Raw genomic sequence first — 25,737 nt, 5'->3', positions numbered from 1 at the left:
CGGACGACCTCCCCGCGCGGCTGCGATCACTGTTCGACCGCGCGTTCCACGACCCCTTCGCGACCACGGGTCGCCCGACGGCGGTCGAATGGCGGGACGCGCTGAAGGCGGTCTTCCTGACCGGCGACGGGAGCGCCTTCCGCTATCCGGCACTGCGGGCGGTGGACCGGTACGCCGATCGGTTCCGTCCCCCACCGGTCCGTGCGAAACCCACTGTCCGACAACGCCCGGCCCCGGCGGCAGCGTCGACTTCCGCGACGACGCCATCCCGCGACCCCTGGCTCATGGCGAAGCTGGCGATCGCCGTCACGATGATCCTGATCGTCTTCGCACTCGCCAACGTCACCATCTCCGAGCCGTCCCGCCCGACCAACCGGCCCCGCTCGACCGAGACCACCTCCGAGTGGACTCCTTTCCCCGGTGTGCACGTGGAGAAGACGGACCGTGGCGAGACGCGCATCCGCACCGACACCACCCCGTGCGACCCGGCGGCGGACAATCCCAGGGAACTGCTGTCCGGCTTCTGGCTGGTCTGCCAGTCGGACGGAACCGCACCCCCGGCATGGCGACCGTCGGTGCTCCTCCTGCGCGCCACCCCCGGCACCCTGTGCGACTCCGAAGCAGCACCGATGGCCAGGGGCCCGGACACCCAAATCCTGCTCTGCCGGGACGGCACCTGGCAGCCACCGCGGTAACGCAGGGTGCGGTCGTTGATCAGACCTGATCGGCGGCGCGGCGGGCACGCATCGCCCGGACCCGTCCCCGGCTCGCACATGCCGGGGACGGGCACCAGCGGCGGCGACCTGCGCTGTCGATGAACACGCCCCGGCAATCATGTTCCGGGCAGACCTTCAGCGCGGCACGTTCGATGCCGGTCAGGTAGTCGACGGCTTGGCGTGCGATGCGAGCGAGCGCGTCGACTGCGGTCGCGGGGGGCTCGCGCCGCAGCCGACCTGCCACGACGAGGTGCACCGAGTCATCGTGCCCGGCGAGGAACGCGCTCAGTTCGGTGACCGCGTCGTGTGGTGGTGCCGTGCCGTCGATGGTGGCCAGCACCAGGACACGCAGTGTCTCCCGCAGCCGGGTCGCCCGGGCGAGGTCGTCGGCGGTGGGCGGTCGAGCAGGCAGTAGCTCACTGCGGTCCAGCCACTCGGCGAACCGCGCAGGCGAGTCCAGCCGCTCCACCGGGTCCGCACTGAAACTGCGGCCCTTCGTGGCGAGCAGATTCAGCCACGTGGACCCGCAGTCGAACCGAAACGCGTGCTTGTCTTCCGTCACCAGAACAGCGTAACGCTTCAAGCGTTACACATGTTAGCGTTGTAACGCCTAACCCGTTACGAAGATGTGAGGTTGCCCGACCATGACGAACACCGCTGACCTGTCCCAGCAGCTGACTCCGGCCCGGTTCGATCGCGAGGAGGGCTACCGGGTGTTGGACCTGCTACAGGACGAAGACACCCAGCACGCTGCACTGCCCGGTTTGGAGAGCTGGGTGCCCGGCTTCGCCGACTGGATCGTCACCGCACTGTTCGGCGGCACCTATCAGCGCGGGAATCTGTCGCTGCGGGATCGTCAGCTGGTCAACCTGGCCGCACTGACCGCGCTCGGCGGCGTGGACCCGCAATTGAACGGACATGTGAAAACCTCTCTGCGGGTGGGACTGTCCCGCGAGGAGATCCTCGAGGTCTTCGCGCATCTGGCTCCCTACATCGGAGTGCCCAAGGCGCTGGCCGGTCTGCGGGTGACCACCGCAGCACTCACCGAGGCCGAGGAGTCCACCCGGTGACCGGCATGATCCGCACCGTGCTCGGCGATATCGAGCCCGAGCACCTGGGTGTCTGCAACGCACACGATCACCTGTTCATTCGTTCACCCCAGCTGCCAGGCCAAGAACTCGACGACGCCGATGCCGCACTGGCCGAATTGAATTCGTTCGCGACGCTGGGCGGGCAGGCAGTGGTGCAGTGGACACCGTGGGGCATGGGGCCTCGCCTGGCCGACCTCCCTGAGCTGTCCCGGCGATCCGGTGTGCATCTGGTCGCCGCCACCGGGCTGCATCAGGCCAAACACTACGATCCCGCCGCATTGGCGGCCGTCCACGACGATCTCGCCGAGCTGTTCGTACACGAGCTCACCGCGGCACCGGTACGTGCGGGACTCATCAAGGTGGCCGGAGCCTTTCACCACATCGACGAACACACCCGACACGTCTTTGCCGCCGCGGCGACCGCCCACCACGCAACCGGGGCGCCGATCGGTGTCCACCTCGAGGGCGGCACCGCAGCTCTGGCCGTGCTCGATGAACTCGCCGGGACCCATGATGTGGCGCCGCAGCGCGTCATCCTCGGCCATCTGCACCGGTTCCCGGACCGCGCGATTCACCGGCAGATCGCCGCCGCCGGCGCATTCGTCGGGTTCGAAGGACCTTCCCGGGCACACCACGCCGTCGACTGGCACCTTCTCGACAACATCGCAGCCCTGGTCGACAGCGGGCATGCCGACCGGATCCTGCTCGGCGGAGATACCGTCACCGCCTCGGCGCGCTCGACCGCCGACGGCCCCGGGATGGCCTTCCTGCTCGACACCCTGCGGTCCCGCGTCGAAAACGAACTCGGGTCCGACATCGCCACCGCCGCTTTCGTCACCAACCCCGCCAACGCGTTCAGCGCGCACTGGAGATCGCACGTCCGCGCACCGTGAGACCACATGCGACAGCTGTGGCCACGACAGCGACTCCCGCTGGTCACTCACCGCCCGTCGCGCAGCTCCGCGATCGCTTCCGCCGCTGCCTCGTTCACTGCGGCCAGCATGTCGCGCAGCAGACGCAGTTCAGCGTCGCCGTACTCGGCCAGTCGAGCCCCGACCGCCGCGCCCATGCCCTGGAACAGTGGTGAGACCAGCTCGGTCGCGCGGGCGGCGTCCAGTTCCACCAGGACGCGGCGGCGGTCGGCGGTGTCGCGGCGGCGGTGGACATGGCCCGCGGTCTCCAGGCGGTCGAGCATGGCGGTCACCGCTCCGCCACGGGTGATGCCGATGCGGGCGGCCAATTCGCCGGGGGTGCGCGGGCCTTCGAGGCTGAGTACGTTCAGGCAGCTCAGGTCGGCGGCGGTGATGCCGAGGCGGGCGGCGACCGCGGTGTGGAAGGTGACCGTGCGGACGGCCTGAATGCGGAACTCGGCCTGTAGCGAGTTCAGGGCCGAACTCCGGGTGTTCCCGGATCCCATAGCGTGCTGCTCCTTCCTAATCTCTCTATTGCAGAGAGACTCTGATGCCGAGAGTACCGGGTGAAGGGAAGTACGATCATGACGTTCAAACGAAGCATCTGGCTGTGGCTGCTGGTGATCTTCGTGAGCATCCAGTTCGGCGGCGGGCTGTACGAGAAGCTCGCGGTCATACCGCTGTGGGCGGAGGCTCCGCCCGAACAGGTGCTCGCCACCATGCAAACTTCCGGATTCCACAAGGCGGGGCGCGCCTTCTGGCCGTTCGTCTCCCCGGTGGTGGCACTGCTGTCGCTGATCTGCCTGTTCGTCGCGCGCCGCGCCGCGACCCCGCTGCGGAACTGGTGGCTGGCGGGAGCCGCGATCATGACGCTGTCGTCGATCTCGACCTACGCCTACTTCGCCACCCAGATGCTGGTGTTCCAGAACGGCGGCGACGACTGGGACGCCGACCGCGTCGAATCGTTCGTCGGCCTGTGGACGACGCTGAACTATCCGCGCATGGTGCTCGCCGCCGTCGGCTGGCTCTGCCTGCTGCGCGCGCTGTCGCTGTCGGGTGTCGCGGGAGCCGGGGACCGGCGGCCACTCTCGGCCACCGCCGCATGACGCAATATCGCCAACTCGAGATTCGCAGGTTTCGCAGAGACGTTTCGATGGAACCTATGAACTATCGCATCACTGATCGCGGGGCGGCGCGTTCATCGAGGCATTCGTGTCACGTGACGGGCGATGCGTACTCGAGCGTCCGTAGAAGGAGGACACGGTGCGAGAATTGGTGTTGGATCCTGGGCCCAATGGGCAGGCGCACGACAACTGGAATGAAGCCATGAATGCCGATGACGACGGGCAGGAATCGTTTATGCGGGTCAACCGCCTGTAACGTCCGTTTGCAATCGCATAATCGAATACCGAAACGCCCCCGGAGAAATCCGGGGGCGTTGTTTGTGCCCGCAGGCCCATTGCGGATATCCCGAATGCGCAATGGCATTGAGTGCATGCATGCACGCGCTGCCTCATCCGTGCAGGTACTGCACCAGATGTTCGCGCTCGGTCTCCAGTTCGGCGATCTGACTCTTCACCACATCGCCGATGCTGACGATGCCGATCATGCGGCCGTCGCGCACCACGGGTAGGTGGCGGATACGGTGCTCGGTCATCCGGGCATTGAGGGTTTCGACGCGGTCTTCCGGACAGCAGGTGTGGACGACGTCGGTCATGATTTCCGAGACCGGCTGCCCGAGGACGACGGCGCCGTGCCGGTGCAGGGCACGTACCACGTCGCGCTCGGAGACAATACCGACCATATAGGACGCATCCGGCGAAACCACCACTGCGCCAACATTGTTGGTGGCGAGGATTTCCAGCAGTGCGTGCACCGTGGCATCGGGTGCGATCGTGACTACATCGGAACCTTTCCTGCGCAGGATCTCGGAAATTCGCATACTGTCCACCACCCAGTGAATTCGACGTCGATGCCTCCAGGATCTCGCGATTCACCGCCCGTGACCAGCAACGATTGCGATTCGACCGTTAATGCGGATGTTGAACGAACCGGGCGGGACTCAAGGTGTCCGTGTTGCGAAGATTTTCCGGCGACGCGCGGACCGAAAGCGTCAAGCTGCCGCGCGGAGCGACCCGCGGCACGTACCATGCCGAACGTGGCCGAAGCGAAACGTCCCGCCGCGCTGCGGGTGCTCGTGTACAGCAACGACGCCGACACCCGGAGCCAGATCATGCTGGCCCTGGGTCGAAAGCCGCGTCCCGACCTGGAGCAGTTCGACTACCTCGAGGTGGCGACCGCTCCGGTGGTGATCGAGCGCCTGGATGCCGGTGCGGTCGATATCGCCATCCTGGACGGCGAGGCGCAGCCCGCCGGCGGACTCGGGTTGGCGAAACAGCTCAAGGACGAAATCGCCGACTGCCCACCGCTGGTCGTGATCACCGGTCGCCCCGACGATGTCTGGCTGGCGAACTGGTCCCGCGCGGACGCGGCGGTGTCGCATCCGATCGATCCGATCCGGCTGACCGACGCCGTCGTCGGGGTACTGCGCAACCGGACGGCCGCGTAGCCCACCCCGTCACGTGACGTTCGCCCATTGCGTCCGATTGGTCATGAATGGGCGTTCCGAATTCGATCAAACGCCGCGCCGAAAATTGCTGCATCCCGACGTCCGAGTTGTAGGCTGTGCCGTAGCTCACATGGGTGCGAGCCGAGGTATCAGTCCGATTCGGTATTAATCCGCCGTGCCAGGTCCCGACCGCCCGCATCCCCGGCGAGTGCCTGAGGGGCGAGACTGGCCCGGCATGACGACGAAGTCAGCCCGCCTCGGCAGCATGCCGTCCGAATGCGTCCAGCTCGCAAGGAGGGGTAGTGCGGTTGTGAATATCGAGGTGCCGACTCTTGTTCTCGGTGCGATCGCCGCGGCGTTCGCACTGTTCTCGCTAGCTCTCGCGGCCCTCATCGGCCCCAAGCGCTACAACCGGGCCAAGCTCGAACCCTACGAGTGCGGTATCGAACCGACGCCGCACGCCATCGCCGGTGGTCCGGGAAACGCTGCTGGACAACGCTTTCCGGTGAAGTACTACCTCACCGCGATGCTGTTCATCATCTTCGACATCGAGATCGTGTTCCTGTACCCGTGGGCGGTGCACTTCGACTCGCTGGGCCTGTTCGGGCTGGCGGCGATGGCGCTGTTCATCTTCAACGTCTCGGTGGCCTACGCCTACGAGTGGCGGCGCGGCGGACTCAGTTGGGACTGATTCGCGTGCGACAGGGCTGAATCGAACGACGGCTGACGGGAATTCCGATCAGCGCCGGTGCGCCCGCACGCGGGGTCCGGCGCGAGAAGTCTGGAGAAGAATCCGATATGGGTCTCGAGGAGAAGCTGCCCAGCGGGTTTCTGCTGAGCACGGTCGAGGATATGGCGGGCTACCTGCGCAAGGGCTCACTGTGGCCCGCCACCTTCGGCCTGGCGTGCTGTGCGATCGAGATGATGGCCACCGGCGGCGGGCGATTCGACATCGCCCGCTTCGGCATGGAGGCGTTCCGCGCCTCGCCGCGCCAGGCCGATCTCATGATCGTGGCGGGACGGGTGAGCCAGAAGATGGCCCCCGTCCTGCGTCAGGTCTACGACCAGATGACCGAACCGAAATGGGTGCTGGCCATGGGCGTTTGCGCCTCGTCCGGCGGCATGTTCAACAACTACGCCATCGTGCAGGGCGTCGACCACGTGGTGCCGGTCGACATCTACCTGCCCGGCTGCCCCCCGCGGCCGGAGATGCTGTTGAACGCCATCCTGAAACTGCACGAGAAGATTCAGGAGGCTCCGCTCGGCGTCAATCGCGAGGAAGCGATCAAGGCCGCCGAGGCCGCCGCCCTGGCCTCCACCCCGACCATTCAGATGAGGGGTCTACTGCGATGACCTTCGATTCACCCAGTAGGACCGAGAGTCCCCCGGAGGCGGCCGTGGACGAACGCAAGCACGGCGAATCGAACGAACCGATCGAACCACCGAGCATGGCGGGTCCGATCCAGGACGAAACCGAGAACGACAACGGCACAGCGGAATCCGGACCCGCACCCGATGAGATCATCGGCGTGCGGCGCGGCATGTTCGGGGTCTCCGGCACCGGCGACACCTCCGGCTACGGCCGCCTGGTGCGCACCGTCACGCTGCCCGGCGGCACCGAGCCGCCCTACGGCGGCTACTTCGACGGACTCGTCGCCACCCTGCGCGCCGCGCTCGGAGCGGAATTCGAGGCAGCCGTGGAGAAGATCGTGGTCTTCCGCGGCGAACTCACCCTGCACGTACGCCGCGAACATCTGGTCGCGGTCGCCCGCACCCTGCGCGACGATCCGGCGCTGCGGTTCGAGCTGTGCCTGGGCGTGAGCGGCGTGCACTATCCCGACGACCAGGATCGCGAGCTGCACGCGGTCTACCAGCTCAACTCCATCACCCACAATCGCCGTCTGCGGGTGGAGGTTTCGGCACCCGACGCCGACCCGCACATCCCCTCGCTCTATGCCGTCTACCCCACCACGGACTGGCACGAGCGGGAGACCTACGACTTCTTCGGCATCCTGTTCGACGGTCATCCCTCGCTGACCCGCATCTCCATGCCCGACGACTGGCGCGGGCACCCGCAGCGCAAGGACTACCCGCTCGGCGGAATTCCGGTCGAGTACAAGGGCGCGCGCATCCCGCCGCCCGACGAGCGGAGGGCTTACTCCTGATGAACGACATCGACACCCGGCGCACAGGTTCAGGTGCGCCGGAAACACCCGTCTCACCACACGATCCGAAGCCGGAACGCGCCGTGACGGTGGTCGGCAACGACTGGGACGAGATCTCCGCCGCGCTCGACGGTGTCGCCGAGGAGCGCATCGTCGTCAATATGGGTCCCCAGCACCCCTCCACACACGGGGTGCTGCGGCTCATTCTGGAGATCGAGGGCGAGACCGTCACCGAGGCCCGGTGCGGAATCGGCTACCTGCACACCGGCATCGAGAAGAATCTCGAGTACCGGCCGTGGGTGCAGGGCGTCACCTTCGTCACCCGCATGGACTATCTGTCGCCGTTCTTCAACGAGACGGCGTACTGCCTGGCGCTGGAGAAGCTGCTCGACATCACCGACGACATTCCCGAGCGCGCCAGCGTGGTGCGGGTCATGCTCATGGAGCTCAACCGCGTCTCCTCGCATCTGGTGGCGCTGGCCACCGGCGGCATGGAGTTGGGAGCGCTCACCCCGATGCTGTTCGGCTTCCGGGAGCGCGAACTCATCCTCGATGTGTTCGAGACGATCACCGGTCTGCGGATGAACCACGCCTACATCCGCCCCGGCGGCCTGGCGCAGGATCTGCCGGAAGACGGCGTCACCAAGGTGCGCGAACTGCTGGCCATCATGCCGAAACGCCTGCGGGATCTGGAACTGCTGCTCAACGAGAACCCGATCTGGAAGGCCCGCACCCGCAATGTCGGGTACCTGGATCTCACCGGCTGCATGGCGCTGGGCATCACCGGTCCGGTGCTGCGCTCGACCGGCCTGCCGCACGATCTGCGCAAGTCCCAGCCGTACTGCGGCTACGAGGACTACGAATTCGATGTCATGACCGATACCGGCTGTGACTGCTACGGGCGCTACCTGATTCGCGTCAACGAGATGAAGGAATCGCTCAAGATCGTCGAGCAGTGCCTGGACAAACTGCGGCCCGGCCCGGTGATGGTGAGCGACAAGAAGGTGGCCTGGCCCGCGGACCTGGCGCTGGGACCGGACGGACTCGGCAACTCCCCGCAGCATATCGGCAAGATCATGGGCACCTCCATGGAGGCGCTGATCCACCACTTCAAGATCGTCACCGAGGGTATCCGGGTGCCGGCCGGTCAGGTCTACACGGCGGTGGAGTCCCCGCGCGGTGAACTCGGCGTGCACATGGTCAGCGACGGCGGCACCCGCCCGTACCGGGTGCACTACCGCGATCCCTCGTTCACGAATCTGCAAGCGGTGGCGGCGATGTGCGAGGGCGGCATGGTCGCCGACGTCATCGCCGCGGTGGCGAGTATCGACCCGGTGATGGGAGGCGTGGACCGATGACCGAGATACTGCTGAACCTGACCACGAGGCCGATTCCCTACCCGCAGCAGGTGCACGACCGCCTGGAGGTGGAGGCCCGGGAGATCATCGCGCGCTACCCGCATCCGCGATCCGCGCTGCTGCCGCTGCTGCACCTGGTGCAGTCGGTGGAGGGCTACGTCTCGGGCACCGGCATCGAATTCTGCTCCGGGCAGCTGGGTTTGACCGATGCCGAGGTGACCGCGGTCGCCACCTTCTACTCCATGTACCGGCGCACACCCACCGGCGACTACCACGTGGGCGTGTGCACCAATACGCTGTGCGCGGTCATGGGCGGCGACGAGATCCTCGCGACCCTGAAGGAGCATCTGGGGATCCGGCACGGCGAGACCACCGCCGACGGCGCGGTCACGCTCGAACACATCGAGTGCAACGCGGCCTGCGACTACGCGCCCGTCATGATGGTGAACTGGGAGTTCTTCGACAACCAGACGCCGGAATCGGCACGGGCGCTGGTCGACGCGCTGCGGCGCGGCGACCAGGTCACCGGCACCCGCAGCGGCGCACCGCTGTGCACCTTCCGCGAAACCGCCCGCATCCTCGCCGGCCATCCGGATCAGCGCCCCGGCGCGAACGACGGCGCGCCCGGACCGGCAACCCTCGCGGGTTTGCATGCGGTGCAAGAAAATCCGACCGACGGAGGCGCTCAATGACGACATTGACGCCGGTGCTCACCCGCTACTGGGCCGAGCCCGAGTCGTGGACCCTGAAGTCCTATCGCCGCCAGGAGGGCTACCGGGCCCTGCCCAAGGCGCTGAAGATGCATCCGGACGAGGTGATCGCCACCGTCAAGGACGCGGGGCTGCGCGGCCGCGGCGGCGCGGGCTTCCCCACCGGCATGAAGTGGGGCTTCATCCCGCAGGGCCCCGGCCCGGACGGCATCGAGAAGCCGCACTACCTGGTCGTCAACGCCGACGAGTCGGAACCGGGCACCTGCAAGGACATTCCGCTCATGATGGCGAGCCCGCACCTGCTGGTCGAAGGCGTCATCATCGCCGCCTATGCGATTCGCGCCTCGCACGCCTTCATCTATCTGCGTGGCGAGGTGCTGCCGGTGCTGCGGCGCTTGCAGACCGCCGTGGAAGAGGCGTACGCGGCGGGCTATATCGGCCGCAATATCCTCGGCTCGGGGTACGACCTCGAGATCGTCGTGCACGCCGGAGCGGGCGCGTACATCTGCGGTGAGGAGACCGCGCTGCTGGACTCTCTGGAGGGTCGGCGCGGGCAGCCGCGCCTGCGCCCGCCGTTCCCCGCGGTGGCCGGGCTCTACGCCTGCCCGACGGTGGTCAACAACGTCGAGTCCATCGCGTCGGTGCCCAGTATCCTCGCGCGTGGCGTCGAGTGGTTCCGGTCCTTCGGCACCGAGAAGTCGCCGGGCACCACCATCTACTCGCTCTCCGGTCACGTGACGCGACCGGGGCAGTATGAAGCGCCCTTGGGAATCACCCTGCGGGAGTTGCTGTCCTACGCGGGCGGCGTCCGCGCGGGCCACACGCTGAAATTCTGGACCCCCGGCGGCTCCTCCACTCCCCTGTTCACCGCCGAACATCTCGACGTCGCACTGGATTACGAGGGTGTCGCCGCCGCGGGCTCCATGCTCGGCACCAAGGCGCTGCAGATCTTCGACGACACCACCTGCGTGGTGCGGGCGGTGCTGCGCTGGACCGAGTTCTACGCCCACGAATCCTGCGGCAAGTGCACACCGTGCCGCGAGGGCACGTATTGGCTGGTGCAGCTGCTGCAACGACTGGAAAGCGGCCAGGGGCACAGCACCGATCTCGACAAGCTGGCCGATATCGCCGACAACATCAACGGCAAATCCTTCTGCGCCCTCGGCGACGGCGCCGCCAGCCCCATCTTCTCCTCGCTGAAGTACTTCCGCGACGAATACGCCGACCACATCCGGTACGGCGCATGTCCTTTCGACCCGTCCCGGACCACCGTCTGGGCGGATACGGCTGAAGGAGCGCGATGACCGCGACAGTCAGCAGCAACGACAGCGACACCGCACCCGCCGATCTGGTGAGCGTCACCATCGACGGCACCACCGTCAGCGTGCCCGCGGGCACCCTGGTGATCCGGGCGGCCGAGCTGATCGGCATTCAGATCCCGCGCTTCTGCGACCACCCGCTGCTCGAGCCGGTGGGCGCGTGCCGCCAGTGCATCGTCGAGGTGGAGGGACAGCGCAAACCCGTCGCCTCCTGCACCATGGCGGTCGCCGACGGCATGGTGGTGCACACGCAGCTCTCCTCGCCGGTGGCCGCCAAGGCACAGGAGGGCGTGATGGAGCTGCTGCTCATCAACCACCCGCTGGACTGCCCGGTCTGCGACAAGGGCGGTGAATGCCCGTTGCAGAACCAGGCCATGTCCAACGGCCGCGCGGAGTCCCGCTTCGAGGGCGAGAAGCGCACCTACCCCAAGCCGATTCCGCTGTCCTCGGCCATTCTGCTGGACCGGGAGCGGTGTGTGCTCTGCGCCCGCTGCACCCGCTTCGCGCAGCAGGTGGCCGGTGATCCGTTCATCGAACTCATGGAACGCGGTGCGGTGGAACAGGTCGGCATCGCCCAGGGCGAGAGCTTCGACTCCTACTTCTCCGGTAACACCGTGCAGATCTGCCCGGTGGGCGCGCTCACCGGCAGCACCTATCGGTTTCGCGCGCGCCCCTTCGACCTGGTCTCGAGTCCGGCGGTGTGCGAGCACTGCGCCTCCGGCTGCGCCCAGCGCACCGACCATCGGCGCGGCAAGGTCATGCGTCGCCTGGCCGGTGACGATCCGCAGGTGAACGAGGAATGGAACTGCGACAAGGGTCGTTTCGCCTTCCAGTACGCCACCGAACGGGATCGGCTCACCACCCCGATGGTGCGCGGCTGGGACGGTCGGCTCGCCCCCGCTTCCTGGTCGGAGGCGCTGGCCGCCGCGGCCGCCGGCATGGCCGGGGCGCACGGCAATGCCGCCGTGCTGGTGGGCGGACGCGTCACCCTCGAGGACGCCTACGCGTACTCGAAATTCGCGCGCGTCGTGCTGGGCACCAACGACATCGACTTCCGCTCCCGCGACCACTCCGCCGAGGAAGCCGACTTCCTGGCGGCCCGCGTCGCCGGACAGGGCATCAGCGTCGACTACGGTGCGCTGGAGCAGGCTCCGGCGGTGCTGCTGGTCGGATTCGAGCCGGAAGAGGAATCGCCGATCGTGTACCTGCGGCTGCGCAAGGCGGCCCGCAAGAACGGCACGGCGGTCTTCGGCCTCGCTCCCTTCCTGACCCCGGGGCTGGAGAAGATGTCCGGCACGCTGGTGCCCGCGTCCCCCGGCGCCGAACCGCACATCCTGGAGGCGCTGCACGGCGGCGACACCGCCGGACTCGTCGATCCCGCTGTCGCACAGCGCATCACGAACCTGCTGCGGCAGCCGGGCGCGGTGATCATGGTGGGTGAGCGACTGGCCGGAGCCTCCGGCGGACTCTCCGCCGCCACCCGGCTGGCCGAGGAGACCGGGGCGGCCCTGGCCTGGGTGCCGCGCCGCGCGGGCGAGCGCGGCGCGATCGAGGCCGGAGCCCTGCCGGTACTGCTGCCCGGCGGCCGACCGGTCGCCGATCCGCAGGCCCGGCACGAGGTGCGCGACGCCTGGAACATCGACGACCTCCCGGCCGCCCCCGGCCGCGACACCGCCGGAATCCTCGCCGCCGCACCGACACTCGGCGCGCTGGTGGTCGGCGGGGTGGAGGTCGGCGACCTGCCCGATCCGCACGCCGCGCTGGCCGCCATCGATTCCGCCCGCTTCGTGATCAGCCTGGAACTGCGGCACAGCGATATCACCGGCCGCGCCGACGTGGTGTTCCCCGTGGCCTCCGCCATGGAGAAGGCCGGTACCTTCCTCACCTGGGAGGGCCGCCACCGGCCGTTCGAGGCCGCACTGCGCGACGCCACCGTGCGCCGCGAGGCGGCCCCGCTGCCCGAGCACCGGGTGCTGCATGCCATTGCGGCGGAACTGGGTATCGATCTCGGCGTACCCGATGCCGCCCACGCCCGCGCCGAACTCGCCGACCTCGGCGTCTGGTCCGGACCGGCCGCCGCAGCCCCTGTGCACCGCCCGCATCCGATACCGCAGCCCTCCTCCGGTACCGCCGTCCTGGCGGGCTGGCGCATGCTCGTCGACCGGGGTCGCCTCCAGGACGGCGAACCCAATCTGGCCGGGACCGCCCGCACCCCCGTGGTGCGCCTGTCCCCGCACACCGCCGCCGAGATCGGTGCCACCACCGGCGATCCGGTCACCGTCGGCACCGACCACGGCCACATCACCCTCCCGCTGGTGATCACCGAAATGCCGGATCGCGTGGTGTGGCTGCCCATGAACTCGCCCGGGTCCGATGTGCTCGTGCAACTCGGCACGACACCCGGCCACCTGGTGCGCATCCGACGGGAGGACCACCGTGAGTGACATGAGTGTCTTCGGCCACGACCCCTGGTGGCTGGTGCTGGTCAAATCCCTCGGCATCTTCGTCTTCCTGCTGCTCACCCCCATGCTGGCGGTGTACGCGGAACGAAAGATCGTGGCGTTCATGCAGATGCGCGTCGGCCCCAATCGGGTCGGCCCGCGCGGCACGCTCCAGTCCATCGCCGACGGCGTGAAGATGCTCCTCAAGGAGGACATCATCCCGGCCATCGTGGACAAGCCGATCTTCGTGCTGGCGCCGGTCATCTCGCTGATCCCGGCGGTCATGGCGTTCGCCGTGATCCCGTTCGGGCCCGAGGTCAGCATCTTCGGCGAGACCACACAGTTGCAGCTCACCGATATGCCGGTGGCGGTGCTCTACGTGCTGGCCATGGCCTCGGTCGGGGTGTACGGAATCGTGTTGGCGGGCTGGGCATCCGGTTCCACCTACCCGCTGCTGGGCGGGCTGCGCTCCACCGCCCAGGTGATCTCCTACGAGATCGCCATGGCGCTGTGCTTCGCGGCGGTGTTCCTGCTCGCGGGCACCATGTCCACCTCCGGCATCGTGGACGCCCAGTACGGCACCTGGTACGTCTTCCTGCTGCTGCCGTCCTTCCTCATCTACGCGGTCTCCATGGTCGGCGAGACCAACCGCGCGCCCTTCGACCTCCCCGAGGCCGAGGGCGAGCTGGTGGGCGGCTTCCACACCGAGTACTCCTCACTCAAGTTCGCCATGTTCATGATGGCCGAGTACATCAATATGGCGACGGTGTCGGCGCTGGCCACCACGCTGTTCTTCGGCGGTTGGCACGCTCCGTTCCCGATCAGTCTGTGGGAGGGCGCGAACTCCGGCTGGTGGCCCATGCTGTGGTTCACCGCCAAGGTGTGGACGTTCCTGTTCGTGTTCATCTGGCTCCGCGGCACCCTGCCGCGACTGCGCTACGACCAGTTCATGAATCTGGGCTGGAAGCTGCTCATCCCGGTCTCGCTGGCCTGGGTCATGTTCGTGGCCACGCTGCGGGTGCTCCAGCTCGAGGGCATGAACGTGCAGACCCCGGGCATGGTGATCGGCGGCATCGTGGTCGCCATCGTGCTCATCGGACTGGTGCTGCGGGCCGGGCATGCGGGCGACGACCGCACCGCCGCCGCACCCGATCCCGACGCCACCCGGATGTACTCGGACTTCCCGGTGCCGCCCATGCCGACCGATACCGGCGCACACGCCGCCAAACCCGGTCTGCTGGAACCACTCGCCGGATTCTGGGTCACCTTCTCCACCATGTTCAAGAAGCCGAATACCGAGCTGTACCCGGAAGTGAAGGTGCCCACCGCGCCCCGCTACCACGGACGCCACCAGCTCAACCGGCATCCGGACGGCCTGGAGAAGTGCATCGGCTGTGAGCTGTGCGCCTGGGCCTGCCCGGCCGACGCCATCTTCGTGGAGGGCGCGGACAATACCGAGGACGAACGCTTCTCCCCCGGCGAACGCTACGGCCGCGTGTATCAGATCAACTATCTGCGCTGCATCGGCTGCGGTCTGTGCGTGGAGGCCTGCCCCACCCGGGCACTCACCATGACCAATGACTACGAGCTCGCCGACGACAATCGCGCCGACCTCATCTTCGAGAAGCAGGATCTGCTCGCCCCGCTGCGACAGGGCATGCTCGCCCCGCCGCACGCCATGTACCCGGGCGCGGACGAGGGCTCCTACTACCGGGGTGAAGTACCCGGCGCGACAACCGAATCCGAGCCCCGCACGCCCGCGGCGGTCGGCGCGGAAGGAGAGGCGCGATGAGTGCTCTGCTCGCCCAGGCGGAACCGATCATCACCCGCACCACCACCGGTGAGGCCGTGATGTTCTGGATTCTCGCCGTCGTCGCGGTGGCCGGGGCGCTCGGCATGGTGTGCGCCCGCAAGGCCGTGCACTCGGCACTGTGCCTGGCCGCCACCATGATCACCCTGTCGGTGTTCTACATCGCCCAGGACGCGCTGTTCCTGGGCGTGGTGCAGATCGTCGTCTACACCGGCGCGGTCATGATGCTGTTCCTGTTCGTGCTCATGCTGGTCGGCGTGGATTCGGCCGAGTCGCTGCGTGAGACCCTGCGCGGCCACCGGATCGCCGTGATCGTGGTCGGCCTCGGATTCGGGCTGCTGCTCATGGCCGCCATCTCGCGCGGGATGAACGAGACCAGCGTGGCCGCCACCGGACCGGGACTGGGCGGGGACTACACGGTCGCCCAGCTCGCGGAACTGATCTTCGTGCGGTACGTGTGGGCCTTCGAACTCACCGGCGCACTGCTGATCACCGCCACCATCGGTGCGATGGTGCTGGCGCACCGGGAGAAGTTCGGGCCGCGCACCGATCAGCGGGAACTGTCCAAGCAGCGGTTCCGGGACGGCACCCGGGTCACGCCGCTGCCCACGCCCGGCGTGTACGCCCGCCACAACGCCGTCGACACCCCGGCCCGGCTGCCCGACGGCTCCTTCGAGGAGCAGTCGGTCAGCACCATCCTGCGGCACCGCCGACGGCGCGCCCACAACGAAGCCGCCGCGCTCTCGGTCAGCAACGGGAACGGCAACGGCCACAACCACTCCGACAGTTCGGACGAGGAAGGCACGCGGTGAATCCGGACAACTACCTGTATCTGTCCGCACTACTGTTCACCATCGGCGCGGCCGGTGTGCTGGTGCGGCGCAACGCCATCGTGGTGTTCATGTGCATCGAGTTGATGCTCAACGCGGTGAATCTGGCCTTCGTCACCTTCGCCCGCCAGCACGGCAATCTCGACGGGCAGGTCTTCGCCTTCTTCACCATGGTGGTCGCCGCCGCCGAGGTCGTGGTGGGCCTGGCCATCATCATGACCATCTTCCGTGCCCGCCGCTCGACCTCGGTCGACGACGCGAATCTGCTGCGGTACTGATATGGATACGCAGACGATGACGCTGTGGCTGCTGCCCGCACTGCCGCTGGCCGGTGCCGTATTCCTGCTGTTGGTCGGACGATTCAGCGATAGGTGGGGCCACTGGGTCGGCACCCTCATGGCGCTGGGCTCGTTCGGCGTCGCCGCGTGGGCGTTCGTCGAGATGCTCGGCCGCGCCGACGGCGACCGGGCCGTGCACCACGCCTTCTTCAGCTGGGTGCCGGTCACCGGGCTGAATGTCGACTTCGCCCTGCAACTCGATCAGCTGTCGATGTGCTTCGCACTCCTCATCACCGGAGTCGGATCGCTCATCCACATCTACTCGGTCGGCTACATGAACGGCGATCCGGGGCGGCGGCGGTTCTTCGCCTACCTGAACCTCTTCCTCGCCGCCATGCTGGTGCTGGTGCTCGCCGACAACTACCTGGTGCTGTACCTGGGCTGGGAGGGCGTCGGCCTGGCCTCCTACCTGCTGATCGGCTTCTGGTACCACAAGCCGTCGGCCGCGACCGCCGCCAAGAAGGCGTTCGTGGTCAACCGGGTCGGCGATATCGGGCTGGCCATCGCGCTCATGATCATGTTCGCGACCTTCGGCAGCGTGGACTTCCAGACCGTGTTCGGGGCCGCGTCGGCGGCGGGCGAGGGCACCCTCACCGCCATCGGCCTGCTGCTCCTGCTCGGCGCGTGCGGCAAATCCGCGCAGGTGCCGCTGCAATCCTGGCTCGGGGACGCCATGGAGGGCCCGACCCCGGTGTCCGCGCTCATCCACGCGGCCACCATGGTCACCGCCGGTGTGTACCTGATCGCCCGCTCCAATGCCATCTTCGATCTGGCGCCGGGTGCGCAGGCCGCGGTCATGGCGGTCGGCGCGGTGACCCTGCTCTACGGCGCGATCATCGGCTGCGCCAAGGACGACATCAAGAAGGCCCTCGCCGCCTCCACCATGAGCCAGATCGGCTACATGGTGCTGGCGGCGGGATTGGGGCCGGTCGGCTACGCCGCGGCCATCATGCACCTGCTGACGCACGGCTTCTTCAAGGCCGGACTGTTCCTCGGAGCCGGATCGGTCATGCACGCCATGAACGACGAAACCGATATGCGCCGCTACGGCGGACTGCGCAAGATCCTCCCGATCACCTACATCACCTTCGGACTCGGATACCTGGCGATCATCGGGGTGCCGCCGTTCGCGGGCTTCTTCTCCAAGGACCGCATCATCGAATCGGCCTTCGCCTACGGCGGCTGGGGCGGCTGGGTGACCGGTATCGCGGCGCTGGTCGGCGCGGGCGTCACCGCCTTCTACATGACCCGCGTCATGCTGCTCACCTTCTTCGGCGAGAAGCGCTGGCACTCCGACGCGCACCCGCACGAAGCGCCGGTGAGCATGACCGGGCCGATGATCCTGCTGGCGCTGGGCTCGATCGCCTCGGGCGCGATGCTGGCTTTCGGCTCGTCACTGCAGAATTGGCTCGCGCCGGTGGTCGGCTCGCATCACGGTGAACCCGTGCTGCCGATCTGGATGATCACCTTCTTCGCCCTCGCGGTGGTCGCGGCGGGTGTGTGGGTGGCCTACGACCAATATGCCAAACGAGAGATCCCGGTGCTCGCACCCGCGGGCAACGCTCTCACCGTGGCCGCGCGCCGCGATCTCTATCACGACGCCGTCAACGAGGCCGCGTTCATGCGGCCGGGCCAGCATCTGACCCGTTCGCTGGTGTTCGTCGACAATCGCGGGATCGACGGTCTGGTCAACACCACCGCCGCCGTCATCGGTGGCCTGTCGGCTCGAATCCGGCGCGCGCAAACCGGATTCGTGCGGTCCTACGCCCTGTCCATGTTCACCGGCGCGGCCCTGGTGGCCGCCGCCCTGCTGGCGGTGAGGTACCTGTGAGCGAGTTTCCTTGGCTGACAACGCTGTGGGTGACACCGCTCGCCGGTGCCGCGCTCACCCTGCTGATTCCCGGAGCCTGGCGGACCGCCGCCCGCGCCTGGGCGCTGCTCGTCTCGCTCGGCACCCTCGGCATCGGGATCTGGCTCGCCACCCGGTTCGTGCCCGGTGGTGAGCATTTCCAATTCGTCGAATCACACGAGTGGATACCGGCTTTCGGGGCCGGATACACCGTCGGCATGGACGGCATCGCCCTGGTGCTGGTGCTGCTCACCGCCGGATTGGTGCCGCTGCTCATCCTCGCCGGATGGAACGACGAACGCGAGGTGGGCAGCGGGCCCCGGGTGACGCACTACTATATGGCGCTCACCCTGGTGGTCGAGGCCATGGTGCTGGTGTCCTTCACCGCCCTGGACATCCTGCTGTTCTACGTGTTCTTCGAAGTGATGCTCATCCCGATGTACTTCCTCATCGGCGGATTCGGGCCGCGCATCACCGATGTGGCACTGCGACAGCAGCGCTCCCGGGCGGCGGTGAAATTCCTGCTGTACAACCTGTTCGGTGGGCTGATCATGCTGGCGGCGGTGATCGGGCTGTACGTGCTCACCGTGCGCGAGGGCATCGGCGGTGAGAACGGCACCTTCGATTTCCGGGCCGTCATGGAGGCCGCCAACACCGGGCAGCTCGGGGCCGGACCGGCGGTACTCAACGCCATCTTCCTCGGCTTCATGTTCGCCTTCGCGGTGAAGGCCCCGCTGTGGCCGCTGCACACCTGGCTGCCGGACGCCGCGGTGGCCGCCACGCCGGCCAGCGCGGTGCTCATGATGGCGATCGTCGACAAGGTCGGCACCTTCGGCATGCTGCGCTACTGCCTGCTGCTGTTCCCCACCGCCGCATCGGATTACGCGCCGATCATCAGCGTGCTCGCGGTCATCGGCATCATCTACGGGGCACTGCTGGCCATCGGGCAGACCGATGTCATGCGGCTCATCGCCTACACCTCGATCTCGCACTTCGGTTTCATCATCCTGGGCATCTTCGCCATGACCAGCCAGGGCGGCTCCGGGGCGACGCTGTACATGGTCAACCACGGCATCTCGACGGCGGCGCTGTTTCTCATCGCCGGATTCCTGGTGTCGCGGCGGGGCACCCGCGTCATCGCCGACTACGGCGGGGTGCAGAAGGTCGCGCCGATCATGGCCGGAACGTTCTTCATCGCCGGACTGGCCACCCTGTCACTGCCCGGACTGGCGCCGTTCGTCAGCGAATTCCTGGTCCTCGTCGGCACCTTCACGCGGTACCCGGTGGCGGCCGTCTTCGCCGCCAGTGCCCTGGTGCTCGCGGCGCTGTACGTGCTGTGGATGTACCAGCGCATGATGACCGGGCCGGTGAAGGAGGGCAGCGACAAGATCTACGACCTGCTGCCGCGTGAACTCGCGGTGGTGGTGCCGCTGATCGGGGCGCTGATCTTCCTGGGCGCGTACCCGAAACCGGCGCTGGACGCCATCGATCCGGCGGTGGCGCGCACGCTCACCACCATCGGTAAGCAGGATCCGGCACCGACCGTGCAGCCCGAGGCCGCGACCGAATCCACGCACAGCGGAGGTACACACAAGTGAGCGGTACTCCCCTTCTCACCGCGGTATCCGATTCACTGCTCGCCGCGACCGTCCCCGCGCCCAGCATCGAGTACCGGGACCTGTCCCCCATGCTCATCGTGTTCGGTGTGGCCGTGGTGATGGTGCTGGTGGAAGCGTTCCTGCCCAGGCGGTTCCGGTATGGATCGCATCTGGTGCTCGGCCTCGGCGGTCTGGCGGTGGCGCTCGGCGCGGTCATCGGACTGCGCGGCACCGAGGCCACCGCCGTGGTCGGCGCGGTCGCCATCGACGGGGTGACCCTGTTCCTGCAGGGCACGATCCTGGTGGTGTCCATCCTCGGCCTGCTGTTCCTCGCCGAGCGGCGTGCGGACCGGAATCCGGTGCGGCGGGAAGGACCCGGCACCTGGAGCCTGACCGCGTCCAAGGGCGTGGACGCCTTCACCCCGCAGGCCGCCGCCACCCCCGGCAGCAGCGACGAACTGGCGGCCGCGCGGGCCGGTGTCGCCACCACCGAGGTGTTCCCGCTGGCCATGTTCGCGGTGGGCGGGCTCATGCTCTTTCCGGCCTCCAACGACCTGCTCACCATGTTCGTGGCGCTCGAGGTGCTGTCACTGCCGCTGTATCTGCTGTGCGGGCTGGCCCGGCGGCGGCGACTGCTCTCCCAGGAAGCGGCGCTGAAGTACTTCCTGCTGGGGGCGTTCTCGTCGGCGTTCTTCCTGTACGGCATGGCGTTGCTGTACGGCTACGCGGGCAGTGTGCGTCTGTCCGGCATCGCCGAGGCGGTCTCGCGCGACGGCGGTGAGCGCACGCTCGCCATTCTCGGCGTGGCCATGCTGGCGGTCGGCCTGCTGTTCAAGATCGGCGCGGTGCCGTTCCAGTCCTGGGTGCCGGACGTCTACCAGGGCGCGCCTACTCCGGTCACCGGCTTCATGGCCGCCGCCACCAAGATTGCCGCGGTGGGCGCGCTGCTGCGCGTGCTGTACGTCGGGGTGCCCGGACTGCGGGACGACTGGCGGCCGATCCTCGCGGCCGTCGCCATCGCGACCATGATCGTGGGCGCGGTACTGGCGATCACCCAGACCGATATGAAGCGCATGCTCGCCTACTCGTCGGTCGCGCACGCGGGCTTCATACTCACGGCGCTGGTGGCGGCGAATACCGCGGGTATCTCCTCGGTGCTGTTCTACCTTGTCGCCTACGGCCTGGGCACCATCGGAGCCTTCGCCGTGGTGACCCTGATCCGCGACCGCAACGGCGACGAGGCGACCACACTGTCGGCCTGGGCCGGGCTCGGCCGCCGCTCCCCCTGGCTGGCCTCGATCTTCGCGCTGTTCCTGCTCTCCTTCGCGGGTATTCCGCTCACCAGCGGTTTCATCAGCAAGTTCGCGGTCTTCGAGGCGGCGGCGTCGGGCGGGGCCACCCCGCTGGTCATCGTCGGCGTGGTCACCAGTGCGGTGGCGGCGTTCTTCTACGTCCGCGTCATCGTGCTCATGTTCTTCACCGACCCGCCCGAGGACCCGCCGACACTGGTCTACCCGACCGTCACCACCACCGTCATCGCCGTCACCGCCGCGGCCACCCTGGTGCTCGGCATCTTCCCGCAGCCGCTGCTGGACCTCGCCGAGCAGGCGGCGGTATTCACCGGTTAGCCTCTCTCGCACACACATCGGGCCCGCCGCGATCGTCGCGGCGGGCCCGATGTGTTCGACGGCGGTGCCGGGTGCACTAGACGGGCGTGCATTCGATGCTGGAGTACTTGGCCTCCCCGCGCCATTCCGTCTTGGCCAGCCCCTTGGCAGCGCGCACACCGTACTTCGACTCGACGGTCAGCGGACCGAGCTGCTCGCCGCCCCACGACTCGGCGGTGCAGCTGTAGGTCTGCACCCGAGCCTGGGCGGTGCCCGAGGCGGCGAACCCGAACACCGGCACCATGGCCATGACCGCCACCGGCAATCCCACGAGGTATCGAACTCTCACCAACTGCTCCTCACGTACCGAGCTGAACGAACGCGCCCATCCTCACACACCCGCCGCCGAGCCGTGGGGCGTGCGCTGGAAACGGTGCGAGCCGGGGATACCGGCAGCGACCACACTCGTTCCGAAGCCGAAAAGACCGGATACCGAGGTTCACGGCTATTCGATTGCTGATCCTTCAGATGGTGGACATTCCAGAGTTTCCCGATGCTGGGAAGCTCTGACGGATTGAGATCGCCCCTCCTGCGGGAAGATCAGGTGCTTGGCACGGCCTCCTCGAGAAGAGGATTCGGTCTCGTTCGGATTGTGCCGGTAGGGATGGGGTTGCTGTGGATCATTTCGGGATCGGCTGCCGGGCCGCGGTATCGACGTTGATCTCACTGTCGGAATCGAGTGATCCAGTTTCGCCGCACACTCGCGGAGGCGCATCGTGACGCCCGGAGGCGCAGACGAGATCAGCAGGATTGTCGACCGGATTCTGGCCGTACAGGGACCTTTCACGCCGGACTCCGTCTCCGAGGCGTGCTCGGTCACGCTGTTCGAGGTGCCCTGCACCAATCCTCACCTGCGCGAATTCGAGGCACACCCGGAGACGGGTCCATTGTCAACAATCACCTTCCGTGGATCTCGTACGCTGTCCGGTCCTCCGAAGGGCTTGGTGATAATGGACGTCTCGGCGGGATGCCGAATCACTCAGGCCGAGCTCACGACTCGCTTCCACCTTTCCTCCGAGCATGTCAGCGCCAACCCTCGGATACCACCGGAGGGAGTCATCTCGTTCCAGGAAAGGCGCGGTCTCAGAACGCTGTACCTACAGTTCACCGCGGAAGCTAGGACACTTCACGCAATCAGCGTGCACGAGACGTCATGAGCCGAGTCTCGCAACTCGTCGAAGAAATCGCCGGCCGTACCAGCAACCTGCTGCGGCGGGCCGGCGAGGGCTACGTCACCCGCTATCGGGCCGGCAGTGGTGGACTGCGCAACACGGCTGCCGGGCTGACCGGCGCTGATCAACGCAATGCTCCGAAGTTCACATGGGAGCGTGCTTCGAGGATCGCATGGACGACCTCCGCTGGATTGTGGGGCTACCAGATCTTGGCCAGTGACAGCGCAGAAAGGGCGGGACCTTCCAGCGACGGACCGGTTCAGGAAGTGGACGCGCTCGTCGAACTGTCTCCCACACTGGCGAAGACTTTGCGGGACTTGGAAGCGGACGGGTGGATCATTCAATGGGGGCCGAAAGGCAGCGGGTATTACACCGTCCGAGAGCAAAAATTGATCAACATCGACATAGCCGCGAAGGGAGACGATCTGCTTTTGACGGATATCCTGGCTCATGAGGCCGGCCACGCCAGGAAGAGCGATGTACCCATTTCGATAAGACCGCCTACAAAGGATATGACACGCGAGCAGTGGATAGATGAGCATCTGTACAATTCGTTCGTCGATGAAGCTGAGGCTGAACTGACGTCCGCGCAGGTGCGGAGAGAAATCTCGGAGAACGGCGGTCCGGATATCCGATCTTTTGACGGTGACGGTGACAGCATACGATTCGCTGTCGAAGTCGCCTACAATAGCCATGCCAGCGGCATGATATCCCGCCAAGAGGCACGTCTCATAATCGCCGACAGCATCAACCACCCGCATTCGTTTTGGTATCAGAAATACTATCCCTTCTATCAGAAACTGTCTGACGACTACTTCGGAGATTAGGTGCTCGATGGACCACGGGTGATCACTTCTGGAACGGTGAACCTCCGGAGCGCTCCCCCTGCCCTGCCCGCCGGTCCCGAGCCCCGTGAACACGCGTCGGTAACGCGAGTGATCTGAGTCACATAGTGTCAGGAAACTCGGAACTGCGGTGTCTGGTGCATGAACCCCTCGGAGTGAAGGAGACATCATGGGCGAGAACATCGATGTGGTCGTGGTCGGCGGCGGGTACGCCGGGATCATGGCGGCCAATCGCCTGACCCAGCGCGACGACGTGACGGTGACCGTGATCAATCCACGGTCGGTCTTCGTTCCGCGGCTGCGACTGCACCAGCTGGTGGGCGGTACCCACGACGCGGTCGTCGAATACCCGGACGTGCTCGCCGAGGGCGTCCGGTTGGTCGTCGACAACGTCACCGGCATCGACGCGGCCGGACGCGGCGTGACGCTGGCCGAGGGCGGCCGGATCGGCTACGACTACCTCGTCTACGCGGTGGGCAGCGGCAGCGCGGGGCCGCGGGTACCGGGCGCGGCCGAGTTCGCCTATCCGATAGCCACATTGGAGGCGGCGCGGCGCTTGCGGTCGGTGCTGTACGACACGCCGATGTCGGCGGCGGTGACGGTGGTCGGGGGCGGGCCGACCGGGATCGAGACCGCCGCGGAACTGGCGGAGCAGGGGCGCAGCGTCACCCTCATCTGCGGTGGTGGCCTCGGGCCGTACCTGCACCCGCGGGCGCGCCGCACCGCGCGCAAATACCTCACCAAGCTCGGCGTCGGCCTGCTGGAGGGCCCCGATACCGCGGTCGCCGCGGTGACCGCGGACGCCGTGGAACTGCGGGACGGTCGCACCCTGGCAAGCCGGGTCACCATTTGGACCGCAGGATTCGGGGTGCCCGAACTGGCCGCGCGCAGCGGTCTGCGCACCGACGCCGCCGGGCGCCTGCTCACCGACGAAACCCTCACCAGTGTGGACGATGAGCGGATCGTCGCGGCGGGTGACGCGTCGGCACCCTCGGATCTGCCGTTCCGGATGAGCGCCTACGCGGCGGGCTGCCTGGGCGCGCACGCCGCCGACACCGTCCTGCACCGGATCGCGGGTGAGCGGCCGACGCCGATCGACCTGTCCTTCCCCGCCATGTGCATCAGCTTCGGCCGCCGCACCGGCATCTTCCAGCTCGGTCGCAAGGACGACACCGCACTGCCGCTGTACTTCACCGGATTCGCGGGCCGCACACTGAAGGAGTTCTCCTGCGCCGCCAGCGTCGACCATCTGGTGACGGAGGCGGCCAAGCCCGGTTCGCACCACTGGCCAAAGGACGGCAAGCATCGACCGGCCCTGCTGGCTCAGCGCGGCGACGCCACGGCACCCGTCGCGTAGGACGGGAGCGAACCCGATGGACACCACGCGCGAACCCGGCCGACCCCGGCGGCCCGGCGTGCCCGCCAACCCCCACGCCGCCGTCGCCGCGACGGAAACCTTTCTCACCCATCGCAATCTGCTGTTCACCGTCGCCTACGAAATGCTCGGGTCGGCCGCTGACGCCGAGGACGTGCTCCAGGAGACGTGGCTGCGCTGGGTGAAGGTGGACGCGGCGGAGGTCTCCGAACCGCGTGCCTACCTGGTGCGGATCACCGCCCGGCAGGCGCTGAACCGACTGCGGTCGTTGAAACGCCGCCGCGAGTCGTACGTGGGGTCCTGGCTGCCGGAGCCGCTGCTCACCACCCCGGATGTGGCGGCGGATGTGGAACTGGCCGAAAGCGTTTCGATGGCGCTCATGCTGGTACTCGAGACGCTGACCCCGACCGAGCGGGCCGTGTTCGTGCTGCGCGAGGCCTTCGGGATCGGCTACGACGAGATCGCGGCCGCGGTGGACAAGACCCCCGCGGCCGTGCATCAGATCGCCCATCGCGCCCGCCGCCACGTCGAGGCCCGCCGTCCGCGCCGCACGGTCACGGCCGACCAGGCCGAGGCCGCCGTCGAGGCATTCCGGCACGCCCTGGAAACGCGGGACCTGAGCGGACTGCTCGCGGTGCTCGCCCCCGACGTGGTGGCGATCAGCGACGGCGGCGGCATCAAACAGGCATCCCCGCGGCCGATCCACGGCGCCGACAAGGTATCCCGCTTCATCGTCGGCGGGCTCACCAAGACGCTCACCACCACCGATATCACGATCACCGTCGAGCCGGCCACGGTCAACGGCGGTCCCGCACTCGCCCTGTACGCGGACGGCGAACTCGACGGCGTCATCGCCGTACACGTCGAGGATGCGCACATCACCGGCCTCTTCTATGTCCGCAATCCGCGCAAACTCACCCACGTCGACTCCGAAACCCACCTCACGCTTCGATGATTTACCCGGAAATTGGAC

Annotated in this window: 25 protein-coding genes; 21 read left to right on the top strand and 4 right to left on the bottom strand. The window is 67.3% G+C overall.

The window, feature by feature from the left end:
* Positions 1-695, top strand: a 695-nt coding sequence (locus tag ON31_RS14070; protein WP_039813858.1) for a hypothetical protein, incomplete at its 5' end; no start/stop codon positions are given.
* A gap of 19 nt (positions 696-714) precedes the next feature.
* Here the strand turns inward: ON31_RS14070 and ON31_RS14065 are convergent.
* Positions 715-1,278 carry a CGNR zinc finger domain-containing protein gene (locus ON31_RS14065; protein ID WP_039813855.1) on the bottom strand — a complete coding sequence of 188 codons (564 nt, stop codon included), beginning with the start codon at positions 1,276-1,278 and terminating at the stop codon, positions 715-717.
* Between the two features lie 82 nt (positions 1,279-1,360).
* Here ON31_RS14065 and ON31_RS14060 point away from each other — a divergent pair, with 82 nt between their 5' ends.
* Positions 1,361-1,786 (top strand): carboxymuconolactone decarboxylase family protein, encoded by a 426-nt coding sequence (locus tag ON31_RS14060; RefSeq protein ID WP_051037223.1) that lies wholly within the window; start codon positions 1,361-1,363, stop codon positions 1,784-1,786.
* A gap of 5 nt (positions 1,787-1,791) precedes the next feature.
* Positions 1,792-2,700, top strand: coding sequence for a phosphotriesterase family protein (locus ON31_RS14055; protein WP_039813898.1), 909 nt, complete (start codon positions 1,792-1,794; stop codon positions 2,698-2,700).
* Positions 2,701-2,747: 47 nt separating this feature from the next.
* Here ON31_RS14055 and ON31_RS14050 read toward each other — a convergent pair whose 3' ends face one another.
* Positions 2,748-3,224: a MarR family winged helix-turn-helix transcriptional regulator gene (locus ON31_RS14050; protein ID WP_051037222.1), complete on the bottom strand. Its 477-nt coding sequence runs from the start codon at positions 3,222-3,224 to the stop codon at positions 2,748-2,750.
* A 78-nt stretch (positions 3,225-3,302) separates the two neighbouring features.
* On the opposite strand from ON31_RS14050, the gene ON31_RS14045 reads away from it, so the two are divergent.
* Positions 3,303-3,824: a DUF1772 domain-containing protein gene (locus ON31_RS14045; protein ID WP_051037221.1), complete on the top strand. Its 522-nt coding sequence runs from the start codon at positions 3,303-3,305 to the stop codon at positions 3,822-3,824.
* Between the two features lie 407 nt (positions 3,825-4,231).
* On the opposite strand, the gene ON31_RS14040 is transcribed toward ON31_RS14045, so the two are convergent.
* Positions 4,232-4,660: a CBS domain-containing protein gene (locus ON31_RS14040; protein WP_029927527.1), complete on the bottom strand. Its 429-nt coding sequence runs from the start codon at positions 4,658-4,660 to the stop codon at positions 4,232-4,234.
* Positions 4,661-4,867: 207 nt separating this feature from the next.
* Here ON31_RS14040 and ON31_RS14035 point away from each other — a divergent pair, with 207 nt between their 5' ends.
* From ON31_RS14035 to nuoN, 14 genes are all read left to right on the top strand, one after another.
* Positions 4,868-5,287 carry an Rv3143 family two-component system response regulator gene (locus ON31_RS14035; RefSeq protein ID WP_039813852.1) on the top strand — a complete coding sequence of 140 codons (420 nt, stop codon included), beginning with the start codon at positions 4,868-4,870 and terminating at the stop codon, positions 5,285-5,287.
* A 310-nt stretch (positions 5,288-5,597) separates the two neighbouring features.
* The gene (locus ON31_RS14030) at positions 5,598-5,978 is read left to right on the top strand and encodes an NADH-quinone oxidoreductase subunit A (RefSeq protein WP_029927524.1); all 381 of its coding nucleotides are present in this window, start codon (positions 5,598-5,600) and stop codon (positions 5,976-5,978) included.
* A 107-nt stretch (positions 5,979-6,085) separates the two neighbouring features.
* Positions 6,086-6,640, top strand: coding sequence for a NuoB/complex I 20 kDa subunit family protein (locus ON31_RS14025; protein WP_029927522.1), 555 nt, complete (start codon positions 6,086-6,088; stop codon positions 6,638-6,640).
* Between the two features lie 95 nt (positions 6,641-6,735).
* Entirely contained in the window at positions 6,736-7,452 is a 717-nt protein-coding gene (locus ON31_RS14020; protein ID WP_051037225.1) for an NADH-quinone oxidoreductase subunit C, read from the top strand.
* Positions 7,452-8,810 (top strand): NADH dehydrogenase (quinone) subunit D, encoded by a 1,359-nt coding sequence (gene nuoD / locus ON31_RS14015; RefSeq protein ID WP_081592437.1) that lies wholly within the window; start codon positions 7,452-7,454, stop codon positions 8,808-8,810. Before ON31_RS14020 ends, nuoD begins: the two co-directional genes overlap by 1 nt.
* Positions 8,807-9,502 carry an NADH-quinone oxidoreductase subunit NuoE gene (gene nuoE / locus ON31_RS14010; protein WP_039813849.1) on the top strand — a complete coding sequence of 232 codons (696 nt, stop codon included), beginning with the start codon at positions 8,807-8,809 and terminating at the stop codon, positions 9,500-9,502. The genes nuoD and nuoE overlap by 4 nt, the downstream gene beginning before the upstream one ends.
* The gene (nuoF, locus tag ON31_RS14005; RefSeq protein WP_039813846.1) at positions 9,499-10,824 is read left to right on the top strand and encodes an NADH-quinone oxidoreductase subunit NuoF; all 1,326 of its coding nucleotides are present in this window, start codon (positions 9,499-9,501) and stop codon (positions 10,822-10,824) included. Before nuoE ends, nuoF begins: the two co-directional genes overlap by 4 nt.
* The gene (locus ON31_RS14000) at positions 10,821-13,283 is read left to right on the top strand and encodes an NADH-quinone oxidoreductase subunit G (RefSeq protein WP_081592436.1); all 2,463 of its coding nucleotides are present in this window, start codon (positions 10,821-10,823) and stop codon (positions 13,281-13,283) included. Before nuoF ends, ON31_RS14000 begins: the two co-directional genes overlap by 4 nt.
* A gap of 1 nt (position 13,284) precedes the next feature.
* Positions 13,285-15,072 carry an NADH-quinone oxidoreductase subunit NuoH gene (gene nuoH / locus ON31_RS38555; protein WP_039813843.1) on the top strand — a complete coding sequence of 596 codons (1,788 nt, stop codon included), beginning with the start codon at positions 13,285-13,287 and terminating at the stop codon, positions 15,070-15,072.
* Complete coding sequence (locus tag ON31_RS13990) at positions 15,069-15,902, top strand: NADH-quinone oxidoreductase subunit J (RefSeq protein WP_039813840.1); 834 nt, start codon at positions 15,069-15,071, stop codon at positions 15,900-15,902. The genes nuoH and ON31_RS13990 overlap by 4 nt, the downstream gene beginning before the upstream one ends.
* Complete coding sequence (gene nuoK / locus ON31_RS13985; protein ID WP_029927508.1) at positions 15,899-16,198, top strand: NADH-quinone oxidoreductase subunit NuoK; 300 nt, start codon at positions 15,899-15,901, stop codon at positions 16,196-16,198. Before ON31_RS13990 ends, nuoK begins: the two co-directional genes overlap by 4 nt.
* 1 nt (position 16,199) lies before the next feature.
* Positions 16,200-18,089: an NADH-quinone oxidoreductase subunit L gene (nuoL, locus tag ON31_RS13980; protein WP_370450492.1), complete on the top strand. Its 1,890-nt coding sequence runs from the start codon at positions 16,200-16,202 to the stop codon at positions 18,087-18,089.
* Positions 18,086-19,705, top strand: coding sequence for an NADH-quinone oxidoreductase subunit M (locus tag ON31_RS13975; protein ID WP_039813836.1), 1,620 nt, complete (start codon positions 18,086-18,088; stop codon positions 19,703-19,705). Before nuoL ends, ON31_RS13975 begins: the two co-directional genes overlap by 4 nt.
* A gap of 89 nt (positions 19,706-19,794) precedes the next feature.
* The gene (gene nuoN, locus ON31_RS13970) at positions 19,795-21,333 is read left to right on the top strand and encodes an NADH-quinone oxidoreductase subunit NuoN (RefSeq protein ID WP_081592439.1); all 1,539 of its coding nucleotides are present in this window, start codon (positions 19,795-19,797) and stop codon (positions 21,331-21,333) included.
* 76 nt (positions 21,334-21,409) lie between these two features.
* Here the strand turns inward: nuoN and ON31_RS13965 are convergent, their stop codons facing one another.
* Positions 21,410-21,661 carry a hypothetical protein gene (locus tag ON31_RS13965; RefSeq protein ID WP_143980993.1) on the bottom strand — a complete coding sequence of 84 codons (252 nt, stop codon included), beginning with the start codon at positions 21,659-21,661 and terminating at the stop codon, positions 21,410-21,412.
* A gap of 864 nt (positions 21,662-22,525) precedes the next feature.
* Between ON31_RS13965 and ON31_RS13955 the strand changes: the two genes are divergently transcribed.
* The 3 genes from ON31_RS13955 to ON31_RS13945 all read left to right on the top strand — a co-directional run bounded on the left by ON31_RS13955 (position 22,526) and on the right by ON31_RS13945 (position 25,719).
* Positions 22,526-23,371, top strand: a complete 846-nt coding sequence (locus ON31_RS13955) for a hypothetical protein (RefSeq protein ID WP_147287215.1) — start codon at positions 22,526-22,528, stop codon at positions 23,369-23,371.
* 187 nt (positions 23,372-23,558) lie between these two features.
* Entirely contained in the window at positions 23,559-24,746 is a 1,188-nt protein-coding gene (locus ON31_RS13950) for an NAD(P)/FAD-dependent oxidoreductase (RefSeq protein ID WP_039813825.1), read from the top strand.
* Positions 24,747-24,888: 142 nt separating this feature from the next.
* Positions 24,889-25,719, top strand: a complete 831-nt coding sequence (locus tag ON31_RS13945) for an RNA polymerase sigma-70 factor (protein WP_370450501.1) — start codon at positions 24,889-24,891, stop codon at positions 25,717-25,719.
* Positions 25,720-25,737: the final 18 nt, after the last annotated feature.

Origin of the sequence: Nocardia otitidiscaviarum NBRC 14405 (assembly GCF_000308635.1) — a bacterium.
Lineage (GTDB): Bacteria > Actinomycetota > Actinomycetes > Mycobacteriales > Mycobacteriaceae > Nocardia > Nocardia otitidiscaviarum.
Note: the sequence above shows the minus strand (reverse complement) of the source record. Positions and strands in the feature narration are given on the sequence as shown.

Coding starts and splice junctions, on each gene's coding strand:
- ON31_RS14040 (WP_029927527.1), bottom strand. CDS start 4,660: ATGCGAATTTCCGAGATCCTGCGCAGGAAAGGTTCCGATGTAGTCACG.
- nuoH (WP_039813843.1), top strand. CDS start 13,285: ATGAGTGTCTTCGGCCACGACCCCTGGTGGCTGGTGCTGGTCAAATCC.
- ON31_RS13945 (WP_370450501.1), top strand. CDS start 24,889: ATGCTCGGGTCGGCCGCTGACGCCGAGGACGTGCTCCAGGAGACGTGG.
- nuoN (WP_081592439.1), top strand. CDS start 19,795: ATGCTCATCGTGTTCGGTGTGGCCGTGGTGATGGTGCTGGTGGAAGCG.
- ON31_RS14055 (WP_039813898.1), top strand. CDS start 1,792: ATGATCCGCACCGTGCTCGGCGATATCGAGCCCGAGCACCTGGGTGTC.
- ON31_RS14025 (WP_029927522.1), top strand. CDS start 6,086: ATGGGTCTCGAGGAGAAGCTGCCCAGCGGGTTTCTGCTGAGCACGGTC.
- ON31_RS13950 (WP_039813825.1), top strand. CDS start 23,559: ATGGGCGAGAACATCGATGTGGTCGTGGTCGGCGGCGGGTACGCCGGG.
- ON31_RS14045 (WP_051037221.1), top strand. CDS start 3,303: ATGACGTTCAAACGAAGCATCTGGCTGTGGCTGCTGGTGATCTTCGTG.
- ON31_RS14000 (WP_081592436.1), top strand. CDS start 10,821: ATGACCGCGACAGTCAGCAGCAACGACAGCGACACCGCACCCGCCGAT.
- ON31_RS14050 (WP_051037222.1), bottom strand. CDS start 3,224: ATGGGATCCGGGAACACCCGGAGTTCGGCCCTGAACTCGCTACAGGCC.
- nuoL (WP_370450492.1), top strand. CDS start 16,200: ATGGATACGCAGACGATGACGCTGTGGCTGCTGCCCGCACTGCCGCTG.
- nuoF (WP_039813846.1), top strand. CDS start 9,499: ATGACGACATTGACGCCGGTGCTCACCCGCTACTGGGCCGAGCCCGAG.
- ON31_RS14020 (WP_051037225.1), top strand. CDS start 6,736: ATGGCGGGTCCGATCCAGGACGAAACCGAGAACGACAACGGCACAGCG.
- nuoE (WP_039813849.1), top strand. CDS start 8,807: ATGACCGAGATACTGCTGAACCTGACCACGAGGCCGATTCCCTACCCG.
- ON31_RS14060 (WP_051037223.1), top strand. CDS start 1,361: ATGACGAACACCGCTGACCTGTCCCAGCAGCTGACTCCGGCCCGGTTC.
- ON31_RS13990 (WP_039813840.1), top strand. CDS start 15,069: ATGAGTGCTCTGCTCGCCCAGGCGGAACCGATCATCACCCGCACCACC.
- ON31_RS13955 (WP_147287215.1), top strand. CDS start 22,526: ATGAGCCGAGTCTCGCAACTCGTCGAAGAAATCGCCGGCCGTACCAGC.
- nuoD (WP_081592437.1), top strand. CDS start 7,452: ATGAACGACATCGACACCCGGCGCACAGGTTCAGGTGCGCCGGAAACA.
- ON31_RS14035 (WP_039813852.1), top strand. CDS start 4,868: ATGCCGAACGTGGCCGAAGCGAAACGTCCCGCCGCGCTGCGGGTGCTC.